The sequence below is a fragment of the Alistipes finegoldii DSM 17242 genome (assembly GCF_000265365.1).
Classification (GTDB): domain Bacteria; phylum Bacteroidota; class Bacteroidia; order Bacteroidales; family Rikenellaceae; genus Alistipes; species Alistipes finegoldii.
On record NC_018011.1, the window covers coordinates 2,047,561 to 2,068,354 of the forward strand.

Genomic DNA, 20,794 nt, shown 5'->3' on the forward strand with positions numbered 1-20,794 from the left:
CAAACACTTTACGACAAACGACATGCATATGAAAAAAGCGACAAACATAACGCTCGCGACGCTGGCGGCAGCTTTGCTGGCAAGCAGCTGCATCAAAGAAGCCGACCCCTATGAAATAGCTACCGAGGATCAGGTCACCCTCGAAACGCTGATAGAAGGCATTCCGGCCTCACTCGTACAGGCCGGTTCCGCAGGCTATGCAAGCGAAGGCCAAGCCTGGGATTTTGCCCTGCCGGCCATCCATATCGCCACGGAATCCATGACGGGCGACGTCGCCATTGGCGGCAATATCGGCTACGATTGGTTCGCACAGTGGGGAACCAACGAAGCGCTCGGCGCCGACTATGCCGTGGGTGCGCTTACGTGGAATAACTACTATGCGTGGATCATGGCGGCCAACAACGTCATCAAACAGATCGACGCCTCGGATTTCGCGACGCTCGACGCCACGCAGAAGTCCTATCTGGGCTTCGCCTACGCCTATCGGGCCATGTTCTACCTCGATCTGGTGCGTCTGTACGAGTTCAAGGAGAACAATTACACTGAAGCGCCCGGGGTTCTCGGGCTGGGCGTGCCCATCGTACTGCCCGAGACTACCGAGGCCGAGGCCAAGAACAACCCCCGTGCCAAGGTCGACGACATCTACGATCAAGTGATCTTCCCCGACCTGGACAAGGCCGAAGAACTATTGAGCGGCTTTACTGCTCCCGACAAGTATACGATCAGTCCGGCGCTGGTCTACGGCCTGAAAGCCCGGGCCTGGCTTGAGCGCGGTACGGCCAAGAACGACGCCGAAGCCTATGTTTCCGCCGCCGAGTACGCCCGCTTGGCCATTAACGCCAGCGGCTGTACGCCCCTGACGCAGGAGCAGTGGGAAGACCCCTCGAACGGCTTCAACAGCGCCACGGCGAACAATGCCTGGATCTGGGGCCTCGCCCTGCCGAGCGAAAGCGTTGCCAACCTGTTCTGCTTCACGGCGCACATGAGCACGGAGAATGCGTGGAGCGCCTACGGAAACGACGCCTGCCGCTGCATCAACAGCAACCTTTACAACAGTATCGACCTGCGCGACTTCCGCCGCCATTCGTGGCTCGATCCCGACCGCAAAGACCCGGAGAAGGAGTCCTACGACTACAAAAGCTGCCGCAAAGAGGGGAAGGAATACTTCAATGAACTGCCCGATTACGCGAACATCAAGTTCCGTCCGGCGCAGGGCGCTTATGAGGATTTCAAGGTCGGCGGAGCCGCAGACCATCCCTACATGCGCGTCGAGGAGATGTACTTCATCGAGGCCGAGGCCAAGGCGCATGAAAATCTTGGCGAAGGAATTCGGCTGCTCAATGAGTTCATGAACAACTACCGCATTGTGGGCGGAGGTTACGACTGTACGAACATGTCGTCGTCGGTTGAAAATTTCACCAACGAGCTGATGCTTCAGAAGCGCATCGAGTTCTGGGGCGAAGGCATCGTCATGTTCGACATGAAGCGGCTCGACATGTCCACCCGACGGGGCTATGTGGGAACCAACTCTCCTGCCTCGTACCGGCTGAATACGGAAGGCCGTGCACCCTACTGGAACTTCGTGATCTCGCGCGGTGAGACGCAGAACAACCCCGTCATCGCCACGCAGAACAATCCCGATCCTTCGCAAACGGTCAAGCCGTGGAACGGGTGATGACCATCTGCGATCAAGCTGTCAAATCTAAAAGCAAATTACCGTGAAGACATTCAAGCATATATTACCGTTCCTGCTGGCACTTCTTGTCCTTGCCGGCTGCGAGGACGACGTGAACTATACGCAGGGAACCGCGGAGAATCCCGATTGCTACGGTGTCTACTTCCCGAAGAAGCAGGCTACCCGGACCGATCTGGAGTTCGAACCGGGAACCCAGACCGAAGCGACCTATACGGTCAAACGGCGCAACACCGTGGATCCGATCGTCGTTCCGGTCGTCGTGAAGTCCAACGTCGAGGATATTTTCGTCGTCGAGCCGATCGCATTCGATGCCGGAGAGGACGAGACGACCTTTACGATCAGTTTCCCCAAGGCCCAAATGGGCACGACCTACACTTGCGATATCAACATCGAAGATCCGCGCTACGCTTCGATCTACGGTGCCGATAAGGTGAACCTTTCGATATCGCTCGTGCTGGCCAAATGGGAATTGGTCACCGACGAAAAGACCGGTGAGACCAAAGGCCGCTACCGCGACGACATTCTGGGCAACTTCGCGTCGATAGACAACCCCAATGCTAATCCGAACCCCGAAATCGAACTCGAAATCTACGAGCGTTCGGACAAGAAGGGCTATTACCGCATGAAAGCCTACACTCCGGAGCTGATGAACATCTTCGCCGGAGGACAGGTAAACCACGAGAACCGCAACGTCTGGACCTATGTCGATGCCTCGGATCCGAACAAGGTCTATTATCCCTACCAATCGACCGGTCTGACCCTCTTTTCCGATATGGGTGAGTGGTACATCGCATCGCAGACACCGGAAAATTTCGCCATGGACGAATCAGCCGGACAATATGGCACGCTCAATAACGGCGTGATTACCTTCCCGGCGCAGGGTATCGTGCTCGAACCGAGCGAAGGTGAATATGCCGGAAAATTCTTCTATGCCAACGCAAACGGTCTGCAGCGGATCATGCTTCCCGGAGCCAGGGTCTACGATTACTCGGTGGCCCTCACCAAAAGCGAACCCGCAGACGGTGTCGTCGAAATCGGCGCCACCCTCTCCGAGGACACCCGAGAGTTCCGCTATGCGATCTTCACGGGCAATTTGAGCGACGGCGAGGCGAGCCTCAAGGCACAGGAGATGGCCGATGGCAAGATCGCCGCGGAACTCATCAAGACGATCACTGTTTCGGGGACGATTTCCGTTCAGGATCTGGAAGGCGGCACCGGCAAGTACACGCTTGTAGGCTGCATCTACGGTTCGGACGAAGAGGCGAATCCGGAGGGCGGCGAAACGGCGTCGCAGAATCTGAAAATGCAGGGCTACGCCTCCATTTCGTTCGGATATATCGCCAAGGGCGACGAGGACAAGGTTTCCGTCATTCTCAACATCGGGCTCGAAGCCACGAACGAATTCGCGGGACAAGGCATTACGACGGACAATGCGGCGAAATTCTGGGCCTATGGCGAGGGGATTGAATCTATCAAACACGGAGTCTTCAAGACAAAAGACATCCAAGGATTGGACATGACGGCTTTCCTCAAAGAGGAGGGCAAGGATTTCACCAAAGAGCAGCTCGACGCCATCAACGGCGGACATTACAGCGTCATGCTCACGGGGCTGAACGGCGACACGGAGTACACGTTCGCCGGACTGGCTTACAACGGATATGCCAGCAAACTCTTCACGGCATCCATCAAGACCACCGGTGTATACAACCCGGGATTGGAGAGCGAGTTCCTCTACTCGGACTTCCTGCCGCAGAAAGAGCAGCCCTCGAAGGAGTACCTGATTTCGACCGAATGGAACTATTATGCCGTCAACGTCATGGATGAGAAGCCGATGCGACGGAAGATCGGCACGGTGACCATCGAAGACGACCCGGCAGAAAGCAGTTCGGCCGATCTGCTGACCATCACGGGACTCCCCGGGGTCGAGTTCGACGAAGGCGGTCGGATTCCGGCGGTCTACGTTCCCTCCACTGCTCCGCTCGCAGGCATAACCGGCGCTATCTCCCCGCTTCTTTCGCAAACGCCGATCGGTGTCATCAACGGAGAGGACATCCTCGCCGGCTGCGTCTCGGAGGAGAATCCCGAAGCCCTCTATGCGGTCAATTATCCGTTCATCGGAGGCGCCGTGGCCGACGGTTACATCTATTTCGTGCCCACCCCGAACTATGTCGAGCAGGGGGCCACGTTCCGTTATCTGTATACGTTGAGTACGACGACCCCCTATTCGATCCTTACGGATATGTTGCTCGTCGATCCCGCCAAGGATATGGGCGGCATTCCCGAACTGGCCGCAGAGCGGATCGCAGAATTGCGCCGGATGGCCGCAGAGCTCCGGCAGCCGCGGAATTACGTCGAACGGCTCGAATTCTCCGTTTCTACAGAACGCAGTTCCGTCAAAACCGTACCGACCGATTATGCGAAAAGATTCCTGCCCGCATCGGCTCCTGAAGCGAAAGCCGTAAGGGCTACGGTCGGATTCAGCGACGCTGTGCAGCGTGCGAACGGTTCGGGATCGGAACTCCGGTTCCGGAAAACGGCCGCTGCCGAAATCACGCTCAAGTAATATCGGATCGGGAGAGGCCGGTCGTCCGGCAAGTGTCGGCCTCTCCCTTTTTTTCAAGCCAAAAACAACCTGCCGGACTCAAAAATCAGCATGATATATGCATAACAAAACGAAACTCCTGATTTTCGCCTCCCTGCTGCTGGCCGCCTGCTCGACGGATCCCATGCAGGAAATACCGAACCGCGGGGATTCCGCTCCCGAAATCGAGACTTCGGGCAAAATCTGCAATACGTCGGACGACGCCGTGGCCGGTTCGCTCATCGTAAAATTTGGCGAAGAAGCCATTCCCAGTCTCGAACAGAATGCGTTGAATGCGGCCAAGACCCGTTCGGCGCTGACCCGTTCGGGCATCGAATCCGTCGATGACATCCTGAACGACCTGCATGTCACCTCGCTGGAGCGCGTCTTCCCCGAAGCCGGCGAACACGAGGCCCGCACCCGTGCGGCAGGGCTTCACAGATGGTATGTGCTCGGGTTCGCATCGGAAGAGGATCTCGACAAGGCGGCCGAGAGACTCGCAGGTGTCGCCGAAATCTCGAAAGTACAGTTCCGCACCCGTCTCTACCGGGCTTCCGACTGCAAAACCTATCCGTTTCAAGCAACGGCGAACGGCCAGACCCGCGCTTTGGTTACAGCGGATTTCAACGACCCGAATCTTTTCTGGCAGTGGCATTACATCAACAATGCCGACCAGGCCGTTGCCACTACATCGGTGGCCGGAGCCGACATCAATGTGGCCGACGCATGGAAGCTCACGGCAGGTAATCCCGAAGTCATCGTCGCCATCGTGGACGAAGGGGTGAAATACACTCATCCGGATCTGGCGGCCAACATGTGGATCAATCCGAACCCTTCGCCCGAATACAAGAACCAGGACATTCACGGATGGAACTTCGCTGCCGACGGTCCCATTTCATGGGGTCAGAAGGGCGATTCGGGACACGGAACGCACGTTGCGGGCACGGTAGCCGCCGTCAATAACAACGGCATCGGCGTCTGCGGCGTGGCCGGAGGTACGGGCAAGGGAGACGGTGTGCGTCTCATGTCGTGTCAGATCTTCTCGGGAGACCTGACGGGTGACGCCCTCGTGTCGAGCCGTGCCGTAAAATACGCCGCGGATCACGGTGCCTCCATCCTCCAGTGCTCGTGGGGCATCAAGGCGGGAATATACACGTCGGACAACATGTTCATCAAACAATCGCCGATGGATTACGAGGCGCTTCAGTACTTCGCCGCCCAGAAGAACTGCGAGGCCCTCGACGGCGGACTGATCATTTTTTCCGCCGGCAACGAATCGACAGCCATGTCCGGCTATCCGGCAGGCTATCGTGATTATATCTCCGTCACCTCGTTCTCGCCCGACTACCTGCCGGCCAATTATACCAACTACGGTTCCGGCTGTAATATCGCGGCTCCCGGCGGCGAAACGAGCGGTTTGAGCGGTGGGGAGAAAGCCGGCGTCCTTTCGACGCTCTGCTCCGAAACGAGCAACGGAGCGGATTACGGCTACATGCAGGGAACCTCGATGGCTTGCCCGCACGTCTCGGGCGTAGCCGCACTCGGCCTCTCCTATGCCCTGGAGAAAGGGAAGAGATACTCGCTCGACGAATTCAAGACCATGCTGCTCACCTCGGTCAATGAAATCGACTCCCGGCTGGGCGAAGGCTCGAAAGCTACGATCGCCGACGTGTCGATTTACCGCGGCAAAATGGGCACCGGCATTACCGATGCCTATCAGCTGCTCATGCAGATTGAAGGAACGCCTTGTCTGCAGGTCGCATTGGGCGAGGTGCAGCTCATTCCGCTGACGCAGCATTTCGGACAGGGTGCCGAAGACCTTACCTATACCGATATCCAGATGTCGGCCAAGGATATGGAAAAGCTTGGCATCAAGGCGGCTCCCAAAATGTATAATGGAAAACTGATGATCAAATGCACGAAACCCGGATCGGCCAAAATCAAGGTTTCGGCGATAGCCGGCGGTACGAAACCTGGAACGGGCGTCGTGATGGGCGGCATGGTCATCACCAAGGAATTCGCCGTCATCGCCCGTTCGGCCGGCGCAGCAAACGGAGGTTGGTTATAAAAACAGTGCTTGCAATGAAAAAACATCTTTATCATCTGCTCGTTTTCTCCCTGCTCGGCATTTTCGCCGCAAGCTGTTCGGATGACGACGATGCCCCCAACATTCAGTCGGAAATCGTAGGCGAATGGCGCCTTACTTCTTGGTCAGAGAATGCTCCCGAAGGATTTGAGGTATACGTAGAATTCACTTCGGCAGCGACATTCGGACTTTATCAGAAGGTCGAAACATCGAACTACACCAAATACACCGGGCGTTATTCGATCGACGGATCCCGGCTGACCGGAGTGTACGACGACGGCGAGAGCTGGGGCAACGGCTACGATTTCGAGTTGACGAATGGCGGGAACACCCTGACGATGACCACCCGAACCGAGCCGGCCGAAACCAGCGTATATTCCCGGACGATCATTCCGGATGACGTGCGCAATGCCCGAACATCCCGTGCCGAGTTTTCTCTGGAAATGAGGCGAATGCTATAATCTGTAATATTCGTGCCGCTCCGGCATTAAGTGTAAGGTAAGGACAAGAAGATGTGGTTGAAACGCTAATAACGGTCAGACCAGTAACGCTTCAAAGTGTGGAAGGCATTTGTCAACCGACAAATAATTTCGAGTGAAAATCTCTTATCTATAATGTGTTAAAACATTAAAATAAAATGTTCAAAATTACGAGATTGCTCACTGGGATAGGATGGCTAAAACCATCCTATCTTTTTTTAGAATATTTCTACGAGAACTGCAATATAAGCATTCAGACAATTGCATGTTTTAGCAAGATTTATTGAAATTTAATGTTTTAAATGTATCAATCTGAAATAAAAATCTTTGATATTTGAGTGATGATTTACGTTTTCTGCCGACTGGCATATTTGCCCCCGTGGACATTTGTCTGTTGTCCCTGAACGCAATTCCTGTCATGTAATCCCGTAATAATGCACGATCCGCGTCCGGCGGCGCTTGTCGCGCTTTGGGAAGGAGCCGTCTCACATCTGGAATTTGAGATGCGGATGGTCCATCTGCGTATCGAGCATTCTGCGGTCATGAACCGGTTGCGGGAACCCGAAAAACCCCGCTCGGCGCTCTATCTGGCCGAGCCGTTCACGCCGACGGATCTCATGGAGCTGATTACGGCGTTGCATACTGCCGGCGTGGGACGGCGTATCGACGGTACCCGTGCCAATGTGGAACAGTTGGTCGAGCTGTTCTCGTGGATGTTCAATGTCCGTATCAACAATCCCATCCAGTGCCGCCGTGGGGTCATCAACCGCAAGTTGCGGCTGACACGGTTTCTGGATCTGCTGCGCAACTCTCTGATTGAAGAGAGCCAGCGATAGGCGTCGGCGCCCCTCATCCGAGGGGCGCTTTTGGCCGAATCCTTTCAGGTATCAAGTAGCCGACGCCAGCCGCTCGCCGAACGCTTCCATCTCGCGGCCGATGACCGTCTCGGAGAATTTGGCGTAGTGGCGCGTCATGTTGGTGTTCGAGTGGCCGAGAATCTTGGCCAGCACATCGATCGGCATGCCGTACTCGACGGCCATGCAGGCGAAGGTGTGGCGTGCGCAGTGGGTGGTCAGCACCTTGTCGATGCCGCACACGGCCGCGATCTCCTTCATGTAGGCGTTCATCTTCTGGTTGCTCGGCGTGGGGAGCACCCGTGATCGTGCGACGCATACTTCGTCGTGCTCGTAGCGGCGCAGGATTTCGAGCGTGGCCGGAAGCAGCGGGATGCGGCTCATCACGGAGGTTTTCTCGCGGGGTTTGTGAATCCACCAGCGCCCCTCGTCGTCCTGCGAGAGGTGCTCGCGCCGCAGGTGGTCGGCGTCGGCGAATGCCAGCCCCGTCAGGCAGCAGAAGACGAAGACGTCGCGGATGCGGGCCAACCGGCGGTCGAGCTCCTTGCGGGTCAGCAGTTCCAGTTCATGCGCCGTGAGGTGCTCTTTGGCCTGCACCTCGTCCTCTTTGAGTTTGTAGTAGCGGAACGGGTTTTTCGTAATCCACTCGTTGCGCAGGCAGTAGAGGACAAAGTTGCGCAGACAGTCCATCACGGCGACCGCCCCGTTGTGGCGGCAGCGGTGGGCGGTTTGCAGGAAGAGGTTGAAGCCGTCCAGAAACTCGTAGTTCATCCGTTCGACGGGAATGTCCTCGGCTTTGCCGCGTTGGGCGAGATACTGTTTGAGATAGCGCAGCAGCCGCTCGTATTTGTCTGCCGTGCGCTGCGTGATGCGCACGCCCACTTCGGCCTGCCGCCGCTTCACATAGTCGGTAAGGCCCGCAATGAGCATCATCGTGTTGCACGTCGGGTTCAGGTAGCGCTGTTTGATCTGCGCGGCATTGGCCGCATAGCCCTCGGCCAGCAGTTTGGAGCGGATGTCCAAAATCTGCACACGGAACTCGTCGAGCATTTCATTGACTTTTTGCGCAAGTCGGCTCGTGCCCATCATGCGTTCCTTTTTCTGGTTCCACAATTCGGGCTTGCCCTCGCAATGGAAATAGAATTCCTGCCGCAGACTGCCCGTGGTGACGCGGGCGTAAACCGACGCCAAGCCGTTCTTTTTCGGTCTTCCTTTTCGCATCAGGAAAAGGATGGTAAAAGTTTCCTGTCTCATAACTCGTGACATTTTAAGGATTGACAAAACGTCTGCAAGGAAACTTTATTGCGGTGTAAAGTGTAGCAAAACAATGCATTGCGGGCTAAAAAGGTGGCAATCCCGTTTTCGGAAGCCCAAATCGGCTCTGCCCACTTTTTTGCCACCCAACGGTTTTCTTCGGCTTGCTTTCCGCTTCCGGTTCGGGGAATCGGTCGAAGCCTTTGCAAAATGATGATATACAGTCGGTTTTCCTCTTTTTGCGCCGGACGGGCAACAAAAAAGGAGCCTCGGAAAAAGGCTCCTTTGTGCGGATAAAGGGACTCGAACCCCCACGCCGTAAGGCATCAGATCCTAAGTCTGACGTGGCTACCAATTACACCATATCCGCTCGGTATGTGCAAAGGTATATAAAAATTCACAAATCGCAATCCGGGGCGGGGATTATAAGGCTTTTTTATTTACTTTTGTAGATAATTTTACCCGATTATGCCGCAGAATATCACACTCGTCCTGACACCCCGGCAGGCTGCCGATGCGAAGTATTACACGTCGCTCGCCGCACGGCGTTTGGGCATGCCGGAGCAGGATATCGCTTTGGTGCGGGTCGTCAAACGGTCGATCGACGCCCGGCAGCGGCAGCCCAAGGTGAACCTGTCGCTGGAGGTATATGCAGACCGCGAACCCCGGCCCGCGCCCGTGCATTTCGACTATCCGTCGGTCGCGGGGAGGACCGAAGTGGTGATCGTCGGGTCGGGTCCGGCGGGCCTTTTCGCCGCTTTGCGGCTGATCGAGCTGGGCCTGCGGCCCGTGATTCTGGAGCGGGGCCGCGACGTCTCGGCCCGCAAGGTCGATATCGCGCAGATCAACCGCAACGGCGACGTCGATCCCGATTCTAACTACGCTTTCGGCGAAGGCGGTGCGGGGACCTTCTCCGACGGGAAGCTCTTTACGCGCAGCAAGAAGCGCGGCGACTATAACAAGGCGCTGCAGACGCTCGTCTTCCACGGCGCGACGCCCGAAATCCTTTACGATGCCCATCCGCATATCGGCACCGACAAACTGCCGCGTATCATACAGCGCATCCGGCAGACGATCCTCGATGCCGGCGGCGGGTTCGTTTTCAACAGCCGGGTGACGGACCTCGAAATCAAAGGCGGCCGGGTGCGGGGCGTATGGTGCGGCGCGACGCTCGTCGAAGGTGCGGCCGTGGTGCTGGCTACGGGACATTCGGCCCGTGATATTTACGAACTGCTGCACCGGAAAGGCGTGCGCCTTGAAGCCAAGGCTTTCGCCATGGGTGTGCGTATCGAACATCCGCAGGCGCTGATCGACTCGATCCAGTATCATTGCGAAACCCGCGGCGAATACCTTCCTGCGGCGGCCTATTCGCTCGTGAGTCAGGAGAACGGCCGCGGCGTCTATTCGTTCTGCATGTGCCCCGGCGGATTCATCGTCCCCGCCATGACCGATGCCGCCCAGTCGGTGGTGAACGGCATGTCGCCCAGCGGCCGCACGTCGCCCTATGCCAATTCGGGGCTGGTGACCGAAGTGCGGCCGGCGGATTTCGAACACCTGCGCGCCGAATGGGGCGAGTTGGCCGGGCTGAAATTCCAGCAGCAGTTCGAGGAGCTGGCGCGGCGGTACGGCGGCGACCGTCAGATCGCTCCGGCGCAGCGCGTCGCCGATTTCGTCGCGGGGCGTGCGAGCGCGTCGCTTGCCAGAACTTCCTATATTCCGGGGATCGTCCCTTCGCGGCTCGACCGGTGGATGCCCGGATTCATCGCGCAGGGACTGCGGCAGGGACTTGCGACCTTCGGCCGCCGGATGCGCGGCTTCGTCACCAACGAAGCCGTCGTGGTCGGCGTGGAGTCGCGGACCTCTTCGCCCGTACGCATCCCGCGCGATCCTGCGACGCTGATGCACCCCGAAGCAGCCGGGCTTTTCCCGGCGGGTGAAGGCGCCGGATATGCCGGCGGCATCATCTCGGCGGCTCTCGACGGCGAGCGGATTGCCGAAGCGGTGAAGAATTACATAGATTGAGTATCTCTAAAACCACATGACCGATGGAACCTAAAAAGTACCTTTTGTTCGTTACCCTGCCTTATGCCTACTCGATCCTGCGGCCGCTGGAGCATGAAATCCGCCGCCGCGGCGATTCTGCGGCGTGGTTTATCGAAGCGGATTGTCCGGTTGCGCTGGAGGAGGGCGAAGTGCATCTGAAAACGATCCGCGAAGCCGTCGATTACAATCCCGTCGCGGTTTTCGCGCCGGGCAACTACATTCCGGATTTCTTTCCGGGCGTGAAGGTGGCGCTTTTCCACGGTTATGCCATTCAGAAACGCATCGAGGCGATCGACGACCATTTCACCGTGCGCGGCTGGTTCGACATCTACTGTACGCAAGGTCCCAGCAGTACGCCTTATTTCAAGGAGCTGGAGCGGCAATACGGGTTTTTCCGGGTCTACGAGACCGGCTGGCCCAAAGCCGACACCTATTTTTCACCCGAAACGCAGCTCAGGCCCCGCAACGACCGGCCCGTCATTCTCTATCCGCCGACCTTTACGCGCAATGTATGTTCTGCGCCCCATCTGATGAAGGAGATCGAGCTGCTGGCCAAAACCAAGCCGTGGGACTGGATCATCACCTTCCATCCGAAGCTGACCGATCCCGATATCATCGCCGGATACAAGCGCATCGCCGCCGAAAACGACAACGTGACCTTTTTCGAGGGACCCGATAAGATGTCGCTCCTGCAGCGAGCCGACGCGATGTTGTGCGACAGTTCGTCGATCATTCTGGAGTTCATGTTCCTCGACAAACCCGTCGTCACCTTCCGCAATTCGCATCCCGGCCCCCATCTGATCGACGTGGACCGTCCCGAAAAGGTCGGTCCGGCGCTGGAGCGGGCGCTCTCCCGGCCCGAAGAGCTGATGCGCGAGATTCGCGCCTATACGATGCACCATGAGCCGCACCGCGACTGCCGCTGTTCGGCGCGCGTGCTGGATGCCGTCGACGACTATATCGCCCGCGGCCATGCGGGACTGAAGCGCAAGCCCCTGAATCTGATCCGGAAGTGGAAGCTTCGCCGTCAGATGCGCTATTACCCGCTGCTGGAGATGTTCCGCCGCTGATTGCGTGCGAAAAACGAAACGCCGCATCCGAGGGATGCGGCGTTTGCCGTTTGTATATGTTATATGTGCAGTCCCTTGATGACCAGCTTGACCCATAGCCGGGAGTTTATCATGCAGCTCAGCCGGGCGATCCACAGGGCTTTCGTGTCGTAGAATCCCTTGCGGAATTCCGAACGGACGTAGGCGCGGTAGAACTTCCAGTTGTCCAGTATGCCCTGCGCCAACTCGTTGGCCAGCTCTGCGTTCCAGCCTTTGGTCCTGCGCAGTTCGCGGCGCAGGCGCGAAAACTGCGTCCGGGTCGTGAGGTAGAGTATCTCGTCGCAGTAGCCCAGCGACTTGTACTGTTCGTGGATGTAGCGGCGTATGCGCATCAGCATCATCGGGTCTATCTTTCCGCGCAGCAGACTCGTGGGGACGTACCGGTAATGGTATGTGGGGTTGCTGTTGCTGACGAGGTGGGTGATATGGGCGCAGTACTGGGCCGTGAATATCTCGTCTTCGGCGTATCGGATGCTGCGGTCGAAGCGCAGGCCGTGCCGTTCGATCGTGGCGCGCGAGAACATTTTGTTGCAGGTCCAGCCGAGGCAGTGTCTGCGCAGCAGCTGCGCCAGTACGGGCATGCAGGCATCCCGGCCGCCCGTGACCCGGCAATCCGGTATCGCATAAATCCGGGTGTGTCCGTTGGGGTGCCTGCCGCTTGCGGGACGCTCTTCGAACAGGTTTGTGAAGGCGACTCCGTCCTCTCCGATATTGCTGTCGGCGAGTTGTTGGAGGTGGTCCGGAGTGACCCGGTCGTCGGAGTCCACGAAGACCACGAATTCGCCCCGTGCGTTGTCCAGTCCGAGATTTCGGGCCGCGCTGACACCGCCGTTGGGGATATGGAATACGCGGATGCGTTTGTCCTTTTCAGCGTAACGGTCGCAGATTGCTCCCGAACCGTCGGTCGATCCGTCGTCGATGAGCAGCAACTCGAAATCGGTCATGCTCTGCGAGAGAATGCTTCCGATACATTCATCGAGGTATTGTGCTGTATTATAGACGGGGGTGATAACTGAAACAAGCATATGAAATCTGAAAATTGTCGGGATTCGGTCAGCTGCCTGCGCCTGCGGGGACGGCAGTCTCGGCGTCGGTATATACGATCCGCTCCGATGCGGACAGATGCCGGTCGAGCCCGCGCCGGCAGCGGGTGCGGTGTTCGAAGAGGCTTTGTTTGTAGCGTTCCTCGTTGGCGGACTGCCGGTCGCGGTCGCATTTGCCGTGATAGAGGTGGAAGACGATGCCGCGGAATTTCATGCACCGCTGTCTCACGCCGCTGTTGTTGAGCCGGGTTGCCAGTTCCGAATCTTCTCCGCCCCAGCCGCGGAACTCTTCGTCGTAGCCGTTTACGCGGATCAGGTCGCTGCGCCAGAAGGCCATGTTGCACCCCTTGACGAAACGGGAGGGACCCAGTGTCCGGTAGAGATAGGCCATCAGCGGAATCCGGACGACGTTGTTGCTGTTGCGGACGCCCTTCATCAGCGGGGTCAGCGAGGTGATCTCGCCCCGCAGCACCTGATTGGTGAGCATCTCGGTAATGATGCCGCGCGATCCGGTGACGAAGCAGCCGGGCTGCGCGAAAATCATGTGGTCCTGAATGAAATGACGCTGCAGGATCAGGTCGCCGTCGATCTGGATGACATACTCGCCGCGGCTGGCCGCAATGGCCTTGTTGCGGATTTCCGCCAGCCGGAATCCGTCGTCCTCGTGCCAGATATGGCGTACCGGTACGGGCGAAACCGCTTCGAAGTGGCGGACTACGTCGCGTGTGGCGATGCCCGAACCGTCGTCGGCGATGATGATTTCCGAAGGCATGACAGTCTGCTGCATCACGCTGTCGAGGCACAGATAGAGGGCTCTGGGCCAATTGTAAGTGGAGATGATCAACGATACAGTCATTACAGTAACATGTTTTTAGGATGCCTTACCGGTACGGCCGCATACGGCACGACGCAATATCTTTGCCGTTGTGCCTTCGTTCCGTAGTTCCGGTTTCCGGTATGTTGTATAATGCCTACCGCTTTGTTCATTGCGCAAAGGTAGTGATTTATTCCCGTCTTCCATCAGCGGCAGCCCTTCAATAGGGTGTCACTATGTATAAACGCGCGTTTCCGGTAAATACTGCGTGGAGTCTGAAAAAAAATATTGCGGACTGTAAATATTTTTCTGTATTTGCTATATGCTTGGTTATTATCGTGTTATTCTATTTACATGACAAATTTTATTAAAAAATATGAAAAAAATATAAAAATATTTTAATAAAAACTTGCACGGAATCTTTTTTCGCCTTATCTTTGCAGTGAAGTTTTAAGGTTCATTTAGGTTAGTAGTTTTAGGTTGGTGAGGAAACTCTGGAACCCGGACAGCAGTCCGATTCCGTGTTTCCTTTTTTTGTGCCCGTTTCCGAACCGCCGGTTTTCTCCCGGCCGATTTGTCTGTCGCTTTTTATTCTCCGGTCGCTTTTTTTTCTCCGGTCGGTTTGTCCGACGCCTTTTTCTCCGCTGTTGCTTTTTTCTTTGCCGCCGTCTTTTTGTCTCCCGTATTTTTTTCTCCCGTTGCTTTTTTTTGTTTGCAGGCCGTCGTTTCTGCAACTTTTTCCCACGCTGTTTTTGTGGGACGGCAGGCGTCGTGATTCTCTCCGAACCCGTCCTGAGGGGCTTTTTCAGCGCTTTTTCGCCGCCAATGTTACCAAATTGTTAAATATATTTAAAATATTCATAAAATATTTGCGTAATTCAAAAACGCCCCTTATCTTTGCAGTGAAGTTTTAAGGTTCATTTAGGTTAGTAGTTTTAGGTTGGTTGAGGAAATCGGCAGGTTGTAACGGAGATTCCGTTACTAAGACTTGAAGGGCGGTGCTCGTCCGAGAGTCGAATACCTCCGATTAAACCTCGTTTTTGGAGGGGGTGGTTCCCCGCCAAAAAAAAGGTCTGAGTCGTGAGACTCCGGCCTTTTTTCATTTTACGGCCCTGCGGCCGTCTCTTTTTCGGAGGATGTTACAGATTCTCCAGCTCTTCGCGGCTCATCGTCACGTCAACGGCTCCCAGCGCATAGCATCCGATGTCGTAAGGATTGTAGTAGAAGGTGATCCCTTCGGGCGTAATCCGGAAATTCTCCGTCAGGGAGATGTATTCCGGGAAAAATCCCCGTTCGGCCAGCTCGTCGTCGTTGGCGGCTTCGTATTGCTCGCAGAGTTTCCTGCGCAGCAGGGCCTCCATGCCGAGCAGTTGCCGTTCGGAGAAGAGGTCCGCCGTGGAGAGTTCGTACCCTCCGGCCAGCGAATAGGTATGGCACTCCGTGGCGTACATGCCGTGCGCCCCTCCCGTGTAGCTCCACCGGCTGATGATGTAGGTGACGAGCGAGTCCGTGACGGCTGCCTCGGCTTCGGCCGAGATTTCGTAAGGCTCCGTCATCTGCGGGGCGCTCTGCGGAAATGCAAGCTCCGCGGCGATCTGGCGGAGGGCGGAATCGGCCGCCTGACGCGCCGTGCCGCCGAACTCTTCCAGTTCGAAGAAATAGCCTGCGTTGGCGGCTTCGATGGAGCGCAGGGCGGGGGATTTCTCTGCGTTGGCGATCGTGGCGAAGCGGTATTCGATCTTGCATCCGTTTGCGGGCGTGCCGATGAGGGTGTCGATTGTCAGCATGCCGAATTGGGGAACGACGGGCTTCCGCGTGCAGGCTGCCGTCGCCGCAGCCATGCCTGCGATCAGTATGGCGGTTTTGATGTATTTCATGGTCTGGACATGTTTTGTATTTATCGTAAAGATACGGAAAATGCGGCTATATGCGGGGTTTTCCAAAAAAAATCGTAGAATTTGCAGGAAAATTTTGCAGTTTTAAAAGAAGGCGTTATCTTTGCACCACAAAACTCACACGGTGGATTCATCTAAGGGTTAGGATACGTGCCTCTCACGCACGACATAGGGGTTCGAATCCCCTATCCACTACTAAGCGATCGGTTTCCGGTCGCTTTTTTTGTGCGCAGCTCCGCGTTGGGGCGGAGTCATTCGCCGGAATTCCGCGCGGTTTCAGCTTCCGGATAGTTTCGCGTGCCGGTTTTTTTCCGTTTCCCACGGTTCTCGAATGACGTGTGCTTCCCGATGCCGTGTGTTCCCAACTTCCCGCGTCGCCATGTGGCGGATGTTTTCAAATGCAGCGGCCGCCCTTTTCGGGGCGGCCGCTGCGGCATTGAAGTTAAAGGTTATTTGATTGGTTGGTGGGTTTACTTTTCCGATTTGCTCTTGAATTTGTCTAACTGACGCTTGAGGGCGTCGATCGCTTCGTCCACCGACTCCTCGAAGGCTTTGGACTGGTGGCAGGCCACGAGGTCCTCGCCCGGCATATGGAGTGTGATCGTTGCGATCTTGTTTCCTTTTTCATGGTCTTTATCGAGTTTCAGAATGACCTCGGCACCGGTCGAACGCTCTGCGAAGCGGTCGAGCTTTTCCATTTTGTGCTCTACGAATTCGATCAGCCGTTTGTCTGCGTCGAATTTCACGGATTGAATCTGTACGTTCATAGCCTTACAGTTTATAAAAGTTAATCACTTCCCTCCCTTTTCGCGGGGATGGGCTTTTGCGTATATCTCCCGAAGCCGGGCGATGCTGTTGTGCGTGTAGACCTGCGTGGCCTGCAGCGAGGCGTGGCCCAAAAGCTCCTGAATCTCGCGCATGTCGGCTCCGCCGTTCAGCAGGTGCGTGGCGAACGTATGCCGCAATACGTGCGGGCTTTTCTTGCCCTGTACGCCCGCGCGGGTGAGTTCCTCCTGCACCGTGCGGTAGACGACGCTCCGGGATATGCGCTTCCCTTTATGTGTTAAAAATAGTGCTTTTTCCGAAGAAATGCAAATATTTTGCCTCTCTATTAGGCCGAGGTAGTGCAAAATCTTTTCGCGCAGGAATTCGAGAATCGGGACCATGCGCTGTTTGTCTCCCTTGCCCCGGACCCGCAGCGAGGTGTAGTCGGCCGAAAAGTCGCTGCGGTCGATGCCGACCAGCTCGGCCAGACGCAGTCCGCAGGCGTAAAACATCAGGATGATGAGCGAGTTGCGCTCGGTCTGGAAATCTTCGCTGTCCGGTCCGCACTCGCTGACGATGGTCGTCATGCGGCTTTCGGGAACGAATGCCGGCAGGCGGCGTGAGGTTTTGAGCGTCGAAATCATGCGGAAAATATCCTTTTCGACGGCTCCCGTGCGGTGCAGCCACCGGAAAAAGGCCCGGAGCGAAGCCACTTCGCGGTTCATCGACCCGGCGCTGAGCTTTCCCTCCTCCGTGCGGAAAATGATCCATTCGCGGATCTGCTCGGTCGTGACCGACCGCGGGTCGAACCGCGACTCGTCGCAGTCCAGCCACGCGAGGAACTGCTCCACGTCGTGCTTGTAGTTGCGGACCGTGAGCGGCGAGTAGCGCCGCTCGGCGGAGAGATATCGGATGAATTCCGTCAGCATGCGGCAAAGATACGGTTTTTTCGTATTTTTGCGTATTCATAAATAGTATGCCATGAAACGAATCTTCATTTTAGCCTTTCTGCTGGCGTGGCTGACGGCGCAGTTTGCCGCCGCCGCTGCGGTCGATACGCTTGCGGTGCGCAGCGCTTCCATGGACCGCGACATTCCCGTGATCGTGATCCTGCCCGACGGCGCTTCGCCTGCGAATCCCTGCCCGACGGTCTACCTGCTCCACGGTTACGGCGGCAATCAGACGACGTGGCTCCGGATCAAACCGTCGCTGCCCGCCATCGCCGACCGCGAAGGAATCGCCTTCGTCTGTCCCGACGGCGCGACGAGCTGGTATCTCGACAGCAAGGTGCGGGCGAAGAGCCTTTACGAGACTTTCATGACGCGGGAACTGCTTCCGGCCGTCGAGGAGCGTTATCCCGTTTCGCGCGACCGCAGCGGTCGCGCGATCACGGGGCTCAGCATGGGCGGCTTCGGCGCCGTGTCACTGGCGATCAGGCATAAGGAGCTGTTCGGGGCCGTCGGCAGCACGAGCGGCGGGCTGGATATCCGCCCGTTCCCCGAAAACTGGGAGATTCCGCAGCTGCTGGGCACGCAGGCCGAGCATCCCGAAGCTTGGGAGGCGGCTACGCCGATCAACCTGATCCCGCGTATCGCCGACGGCGATCTGGCGATCGTTATCGACTGCGGTTACGACGATTTCTTCTTCGGGGTGAACAACGACTTCCATGCCGAGCTGCTGCGCCGCGGCATCATGCACGACTTCTATGTGCGTCCCGGCCGTCACAACAACGAGTATTGGGGCAATTCGATCGACTACCAGATCGTATTTTTCCGCAACTTCTTCTTTCGGGACAAATAGTTGGGCCGATGAAAGAGAGCTGGAAACCCGGAACGCTCATCTATCCGCTGCCGGCGGTGCTGGTGAGCTGCGGCGCGACGCCGGACGAGTATAACCTGCTGACCGTGGCGTGGACGGGGACGGTCTGCACCGATCCGCCGATGTGCTACGTCTCGGTGCGGCCCGAACGCCACTCCTACGGGATTATCCGCCGCACCGGCGAGTTCGTCATCAACCTCACGACCCGCGGTCTGGCCCGTGCCGCGGACTGGTGCGGCGTACGTTCGGGCCGCGATTACGACAAATTCCGCGAAATGGGCCTTACGCCCGGCAAGGCGCTCAAGGTCGCCGCGCCGATCGTCGAAGAGTCTCCCGTGAGCATCGAGTGCCGCGTGCGGCAGGTGCTTGAGCTGGGTACGCACGACATGTTTTTGGCCGAGGTGGTCGCCGTGCAGGTCGATGCCGATTATATCGACCCTGCCACGGGCCGTTTCTGCCTCGAACGGGCCTGCCCGATCGTCTACTCCCACGGCGAATATTTCGCACTGGGCGAAGCGCTCGGCCATTTCGGCTGGTCGGTGCGGAAAAAGCCGCGGCCGAAAACGCCGAAATCCGAGACCGGAACAAAGCCCGTGACCGGAAAGAAATCCGCACCCGGAACAAAGCCCGTGGCCGGAACGAAATCTCTGACCGGAACGAAAACCGCATCCGGTGTAGAATCTGAGGACCGGACTTCCTCCGCATTATCTTCCGCAACGCCCTCTGCCTCATTGTCATCCTCCGCATCCGCAATGACTCCGGCATCCGCCTTGTCTTCCTCCGCATTATCTTCCGCAACGCCCCCTGCCTCTCCGTCATCCTCCGCATCCGCAATGCCTTCGGCATCCGCCTTGTCATCCTCCGCATCCTCCGCCGCATCGTCAGCCGGCCCCAACTCAAACTCCACCCCAAGCCGTAACCCGAACCGCGATCCGAACCGCAGGCCGGGACGCAACCCGGATCGCAGGCAGGGGCGAAAGTCGGGACCCGAAAAACCGCGCCGCCGATGAAGGCGATGTTGAAGGAGGGCGCCGGGCTTTCGAACGGTTTGTTATGCACGCTGGCCGTCATCGCCGGCGTGTCGGTCGCCAATCTGTACTACAATCAGCCGCTGCTCGATATGCTCCGGCAGGATCTGGGCACCACTACGCTCGCCGCCAACCATGTCGCCCTCTTTTCGCAGTTGGGTTATGCGCTGGGGCTGCTGTTCATCATACCCCTCGCCGATCTTTTCAGCCGCAGGCGCATCGTACTGGTCAACTTCCTGCTGCTGGCCGTTTCGCTGCTGGCGATCGCCACGGCTTCCGATATCCGTGTGATTCACGGGTTTTCGCTGGTGACGGGCGTCTGCTCGGTCATTCCGCAAATCTTCATTCCGCTGGCGGCGCAGTATTCGCGCCCGGAATATAAAAACCGCAATGTCGGGATCGTCCTTTCGGGCCTGCTGACCGGAATCCTCGCTTCGCGCGTGGTCAGCGGCGTTATCGGCGAGCTTTTCGGCTGGCGCGAAATGTATTTCGCCGCTGCCGGACTCATGGTCGTTTCGGCGGCCGTCGTGCTGTATGTACTGCCCGATGCGCGCCCCAACTTCCGGGGAACCTATGCCGCCCTGATGAAGTCGCTCCTTACGATCGTCCGGTGCTATCCGACGCTGCGTATCTATTCCGTGCGCGCCGCGCTGGCTTTCGGCTCCTTTTTGTGTTTCTGGGCGTCGCTCGCCTTCAAGATGGCGCAGGCGCCGTTTTATGCCGGCAGCAACGTCGTCGGCATGCTCGGACTCTGCGGAATCGCGGGCGCTCTGACGGCGACCTTCGCCGGGAAGTACATCCGGCGCGTCGGCGTGCGCAGGTTCAACTATATCGGCGTCGGCCTGCAGATCCTCGCATGGCTGCTGTTCTTCTTCGGTGCGGATTCCTATGCGGCGCTCGTCGCCGGAATCGTCGTCGTCGATATCGGCATGCAGTGCATCCAGCTCAGCAATCAGGCCACTCTGTTCGAACTCGATCCCTCGGCTTCGAACCGGATCAACACGATCTTTATGAGCACCTACTTCGCGGGAGGTTCGCTCGGCACGCTGCTGTCGGGAGCCGCATGGTCGCTTTACGGCTGGACGGGAGTCGTCGCGGCGGGAATCCTGCTTTCGTCCGCCTCGCTGCTCGTCACCGTTTGTACGAAAAAATAACGACCGCGCCGGGTTGCATGCAATTCCTGCCGGCAGCGGCTGTTTCCGAAAACTGGGAATAAAGCAATCCCCGGAACCCGCACAGGTTCCGGGGATTTGCCTGAAATTTCGGGAATAATCCCTTTTGCCGCTTCCCGTCTGTCCGGCGGAAAGCTTTGCCGGGCAAGACCTGCCG

Annotated in this window: 15 protein-coding genes, 2 tRNA genes and 1 pseudogene; 11 read left to right on the forward strand and 7 right to left on the reverse strand. The window is 57.4% G+C overall.

Going from position 1 to position 20,794, the window contains the following annotated elements; genetic code table 11:
* Positions 1-28: 28 nt before the first annotated feature.
* The 5 genes from ALFI_RS08930 to ALFI_RS08950 all read left to right on the forward strand — a co-directional run bounded on the left by ALFI_RS08930 (position 29) and on the right by ALFI_RS08950 (position 7,678).
* On the forward strand, positions 29-1,675 hold the full coding sequence (locus tag ALFI_RS08930; RefSeq protein ID WP_042493479.1) for a RagB/SusD family nutrient uptake outer membrane protein: 1,647 nt from the start codon (positions 29-31) through the stop codon (positions 1,673-1,675).
* Between the two features lie 43 nt (positions 1,676-1,718).
* Entirely contained in the window at positions 1,719-4,259 is a 2,541-nt protein-coding gene (locus ALFI_RS08935) for a hypothetical protein (RefSeq protein ID WP_014775557.1), read from the forward strand.
* A 97-nt stretch (positions 4,260-4,356) separates the two neighbouring features.
* Entirely contained in the window at positions 4,357-6,345 is a 1,989-nt protein-coding gene (locus ALFI_RS08940) for a S8 family peptidase (RefSeq protein WP_014775558.1), read from the forward strand.
* A 14-nt stretch (positions 6,346-6,359) separates the two neighbouring features.
* Positions 6,360-6,824: a lipocalin-like domain-containing protein gene (locus ALFI_RS08945; RefSeq protein ID WP_014775559.1), complete on the forward strand. Its 465-nt coding sequence runs from the start codon at positions 6,360-6,362 to the stop codon at positions 6,822-6,824.
* Between the two features lie 452 nt (positions 6,825-7,276).
* The gene (locus ALFI_RS08950; RefSeq protein ID WP_014775561.1) at positions 7,277-7,678 is read left to right on the forward strand and encodes an RteC domain-containing protein; all 402 of its coding nucleotides are present in this window, start codon (positions 7,277-7,279) and stop codon (positions 7,676-7,678) included.
* A 51-nt stretch (positions 7,679-7,729) separates the two neighbouring features.
* Here the strand turns inward: ALFI_RS08950 and ALFI_RS08955 are convergent, their stop codons facing one another.
* A complete protein-coding gene (locus tag ALFI_RS08955; RefSeq protein ID WP_014775562.1) occupies positions 7,730-8,950 on the reverse strand; it encodes a site-specific integrase in 1,221 nt (406 codons plus the stop codon).
* A gap of 288 nt (positions 8,951-9,238) precedes the next feature.
* Positions 9,239-9,320 (reverse strand) — tRNA-Leu (locus ALFI_RS08960).
* Between the two features lie 98 nt (positions 9,321-9,418).
* Here ALFI_RS08960 and ALFI_RS08965 point away from each other — a divergent pair.
* Together ALFI_RS08965 and ALFI_RS08970 are read left to right on the forward strand one after the other, a co-directional pair.
* Positions 9,419-10,972, forward strand: coding sequence for an NAD(P)/FAD-dependent oxidoreductase (locus ALFI_RS08965; protein WP_014775563.1), 1,554 nt, complete (start codon positions 9,419-9,421; stop codon positions 10,970-10,972).
* Between the two features lie 23 nt (positions 10,973-10,995).
* Positions 10,996-12,063, forward strand: coding sequence for a CDP-glycerol glycerophosphotransferase family protein (locus ALFI_RS08970; RefSeq protein WP_014775564.1), 1,068 nt, complete (start codon positions 10,996-10,998; stop codon positions 12,061-12,063).
* A gap of 59 nt (positions 12,064-12,122) precedes the next feature.
* On the opposite strand, the gene ALFI_RS08975 is transcribed toward ALFI_RS08970, so the two are convergent.
* The 3 genes from ALFI_RS08975 to ALFI_RS08985 form a co-directional block, all read right to left on the reverse strand.
* Positions 12,123-13,127: a glycosyltransferase family 2 protein gene (locus ALFI_RS08975; protein WP_014775565.1), complete on the reverse strand. Its 1,005-nt coding sequence runs from the start codon at positions 13,125-13,127 to the stop codon at positions 12,123-12,125.
* Between the two features lie 28 nt (positions 13,128-13,155).
* The gene (locus tag ALFI_RS08980) at positions 13,156-14,001 is read right to left on the reverse strand and encodes a glycosyltransferase family 2 protein (protein WP_014775566.1); all 846 of its coding nucleotides are present in this window, start codon (positions 13,999-14,001) and stop codon (positions 13,156-13,158) included.
* 1,097 nt (positions 14,002-15,098) lie between these two features.
* On the reverse strand, positions 15,099-15,836 hold the full coding sequence (locus tag ALFI_RS08985) for an RsiV family protein (RefSeq protein WP_014775567.1): 738 nt from the start codon (positions 15,834-15,836) through the stop codon (positions 15,099-15,101).
* Between the two features lie 141 nt (positions 15,837-15,977).
* Between ALFI_RS08985 and ALFI_RS08990 the strand changes: the two genes are divergently transcribed.
* Positions 15,978-16,049 (forward strand) — tRNA-Glu (locus ALFI_RS08990).
* A 275-nt stretch (positions 16,050-16,324) separates the two neighbouring features.
* Here ALFI_RS08990 and hpf read toward each other — a convergent pair.
* Positions 16,325-16,621: a ribosome hibernation-promoting factor, HPF/YfiA family gene (gene hpf, locus ALFI_RS08995; RefSeq protein WP_009597127.1), complete on the reverse strand. Its 297-nt coding sequence runs from the start codon at positions 16,619-16,621 to the stop codon at positions 16,325-16,327.
* Between the two features lie 24 nt (positions 16,622-16,645).
* Positions 16,646-17,548 carry a tyrosine-type recombinase/integrase gene (locus tag ALFI_RS09000; RefSeq protein WP_009597134.1) on the reverse strand — a complete coding sequence of 301 codons (903 nt, stop codon included), beginning with the start codon at positions 17,546-17,548 and terminating at the stop codon, positions 16,646-16,648.
* Positions 17,549-17,600: 52 nt separating this feature from the next.
* On the opposite strand from ALFI_RS09000, the gene ALFI_RS09005 reads away from it, so the two are divergent.
* The 3 genes and pseudogenes from ALFI_RS09005 (at position 17,601) to ALFI_RS09015 (ending at position 20,619) form a co-directional block, all read left to right on the forward strand.
* The gene (locus ALFI_RS09005) at positions 17,601-18,419 is read left to right on the forward strand and encodes an alpha/beta hydrolase (protein ID WP_009597120.1); all 819 of its coding nucleotides are present in this window, start codon (positions 17,601-17,603) and stop codon (positions 18,417-18,419) included.
* A gap of 8 nt (positions 18,420-18,427) precedes the next feature.
* Positions 18,428-18,988, forward strand: a pseudogene (locus ALFI_RS17705) (flavin reductase family protein); the annotation flags it as partial.
* Positions 18,989-19,443: 455 nt separating this feature from the next.
* On the forward strand, positions 19,444-20,619 hold the full coding sequence (locus ALFI_RS09015; protein ID WP_014775569.1) for an MFS transporter: 1,176 nt from the start codon (positions 19,444-19,446) through the stop codon (positions 20,617-20,619).
* The last annotated feature ends 175 nt before the right edge of the window (positions 20,620-20,794 follow it).

Excerpts from the sequence above, each read along its gene's own strand:
- ALFI_RS08930 (WP_042493479.1), top strand. The coding sequence starts at position 29 with ATGAAAAAAGCGACAAACATAACGCTCGCGACGCTGGCGGCAGCTTTG.
- ALFI_RS08940 (WP_014775558.1), top strand. The coding sequence starts at position 4,357 with ATGCATAACAAAACGAAACTCCTGATTTTCGCCTCCCTGCTGCTGGCC.
- ALFI_RS08945 (WP_014775559.1), top strand. The coding sequence starts at position 6,360 with ATGAAAAAACATCTTTATCATCTGCTCGTTTTCTCCCTGCTCGGCATT.
- ALFI_RS08950 (WP_014775561.1), top strand. The coding sequence starts at position 7,277 with ATGCACGATCCGCGTCCGGCGGCGCTTGTCGCGCTTTGGGAAGGAGCC.
- ALFI_RS08955 (WP_014775562.1), bottom strand. The coding sequence starts at position 8,950 with ATGAGACAGGAAACTTTTACCATCCTTTTCCTGATGCGAAAAGGAAGA.
- ALFI_RS08965 (WP_014775563.1), top strand. The coding sequence starts at position 9,419 with ATGCCGCAGAATATCACACTCGTCCTGACACCCCGGCAGGCTGCCGAT.
- ALFI_RS08970 (WP_014775564.1), top strand. The coding sequence starts at position 10,996 with ATGGAACCTAAAAAGTACCTTTTGTTCGTTACCCTGCCTTATGCCTAC.
- ALFI_RS08975 (WP_014775565.1), bottom strand. The coding sequence starts at position 13,127 with ATGCTTGTTTCAGTTATCACCCCCGTCTATAATACAGCACAATACCTC.
- ALFI_RS08980 (WP_014775566.1), bottom strand. The coding sequence starts at position 14,001 with ATGACTGTATCGTTGATCATCTCCACTTACAATTGGCCCAGAGCCCTC.
- ALFI_RS08985 (WP_014775567.1), bottom strand. The coding sequence starts at position 15,836 with ATGAAATACATCAAAACCGCCATACTGATCGCAGGCATGGCTGCGGCG.
- hpf (WP_009597127.1), bottom strand. The coding sequence starts at position 16,621 with ATGAACGTACAGATTCAATCCGTGAAATTCGACGCAGACAAACGGCTG.
- ALFI_RS09000 (WP_009597134.1), bottom strand. The coding sequence starts at position 17,548 with ATGCTGACGGAATTCATCCGATATCTCTCCGCCGAGCGGCGCTACTCG.
- ALFI_RS09005 (WP_009597120.1), top strand. The coding sequence starts at position 17,601 with ATGAAACGAATCTTCATTTTAGCCTTTCTGCTGGCGTGGCTGACGGCG.
- ALFI_RS09015 (WP_014775569.1), top strand. The coding sequence starts at position 19,444 with ATGAAGGCGATGTTGAAGGAGGGCGCCGGGCTTTCGAACGGTTTGTTA.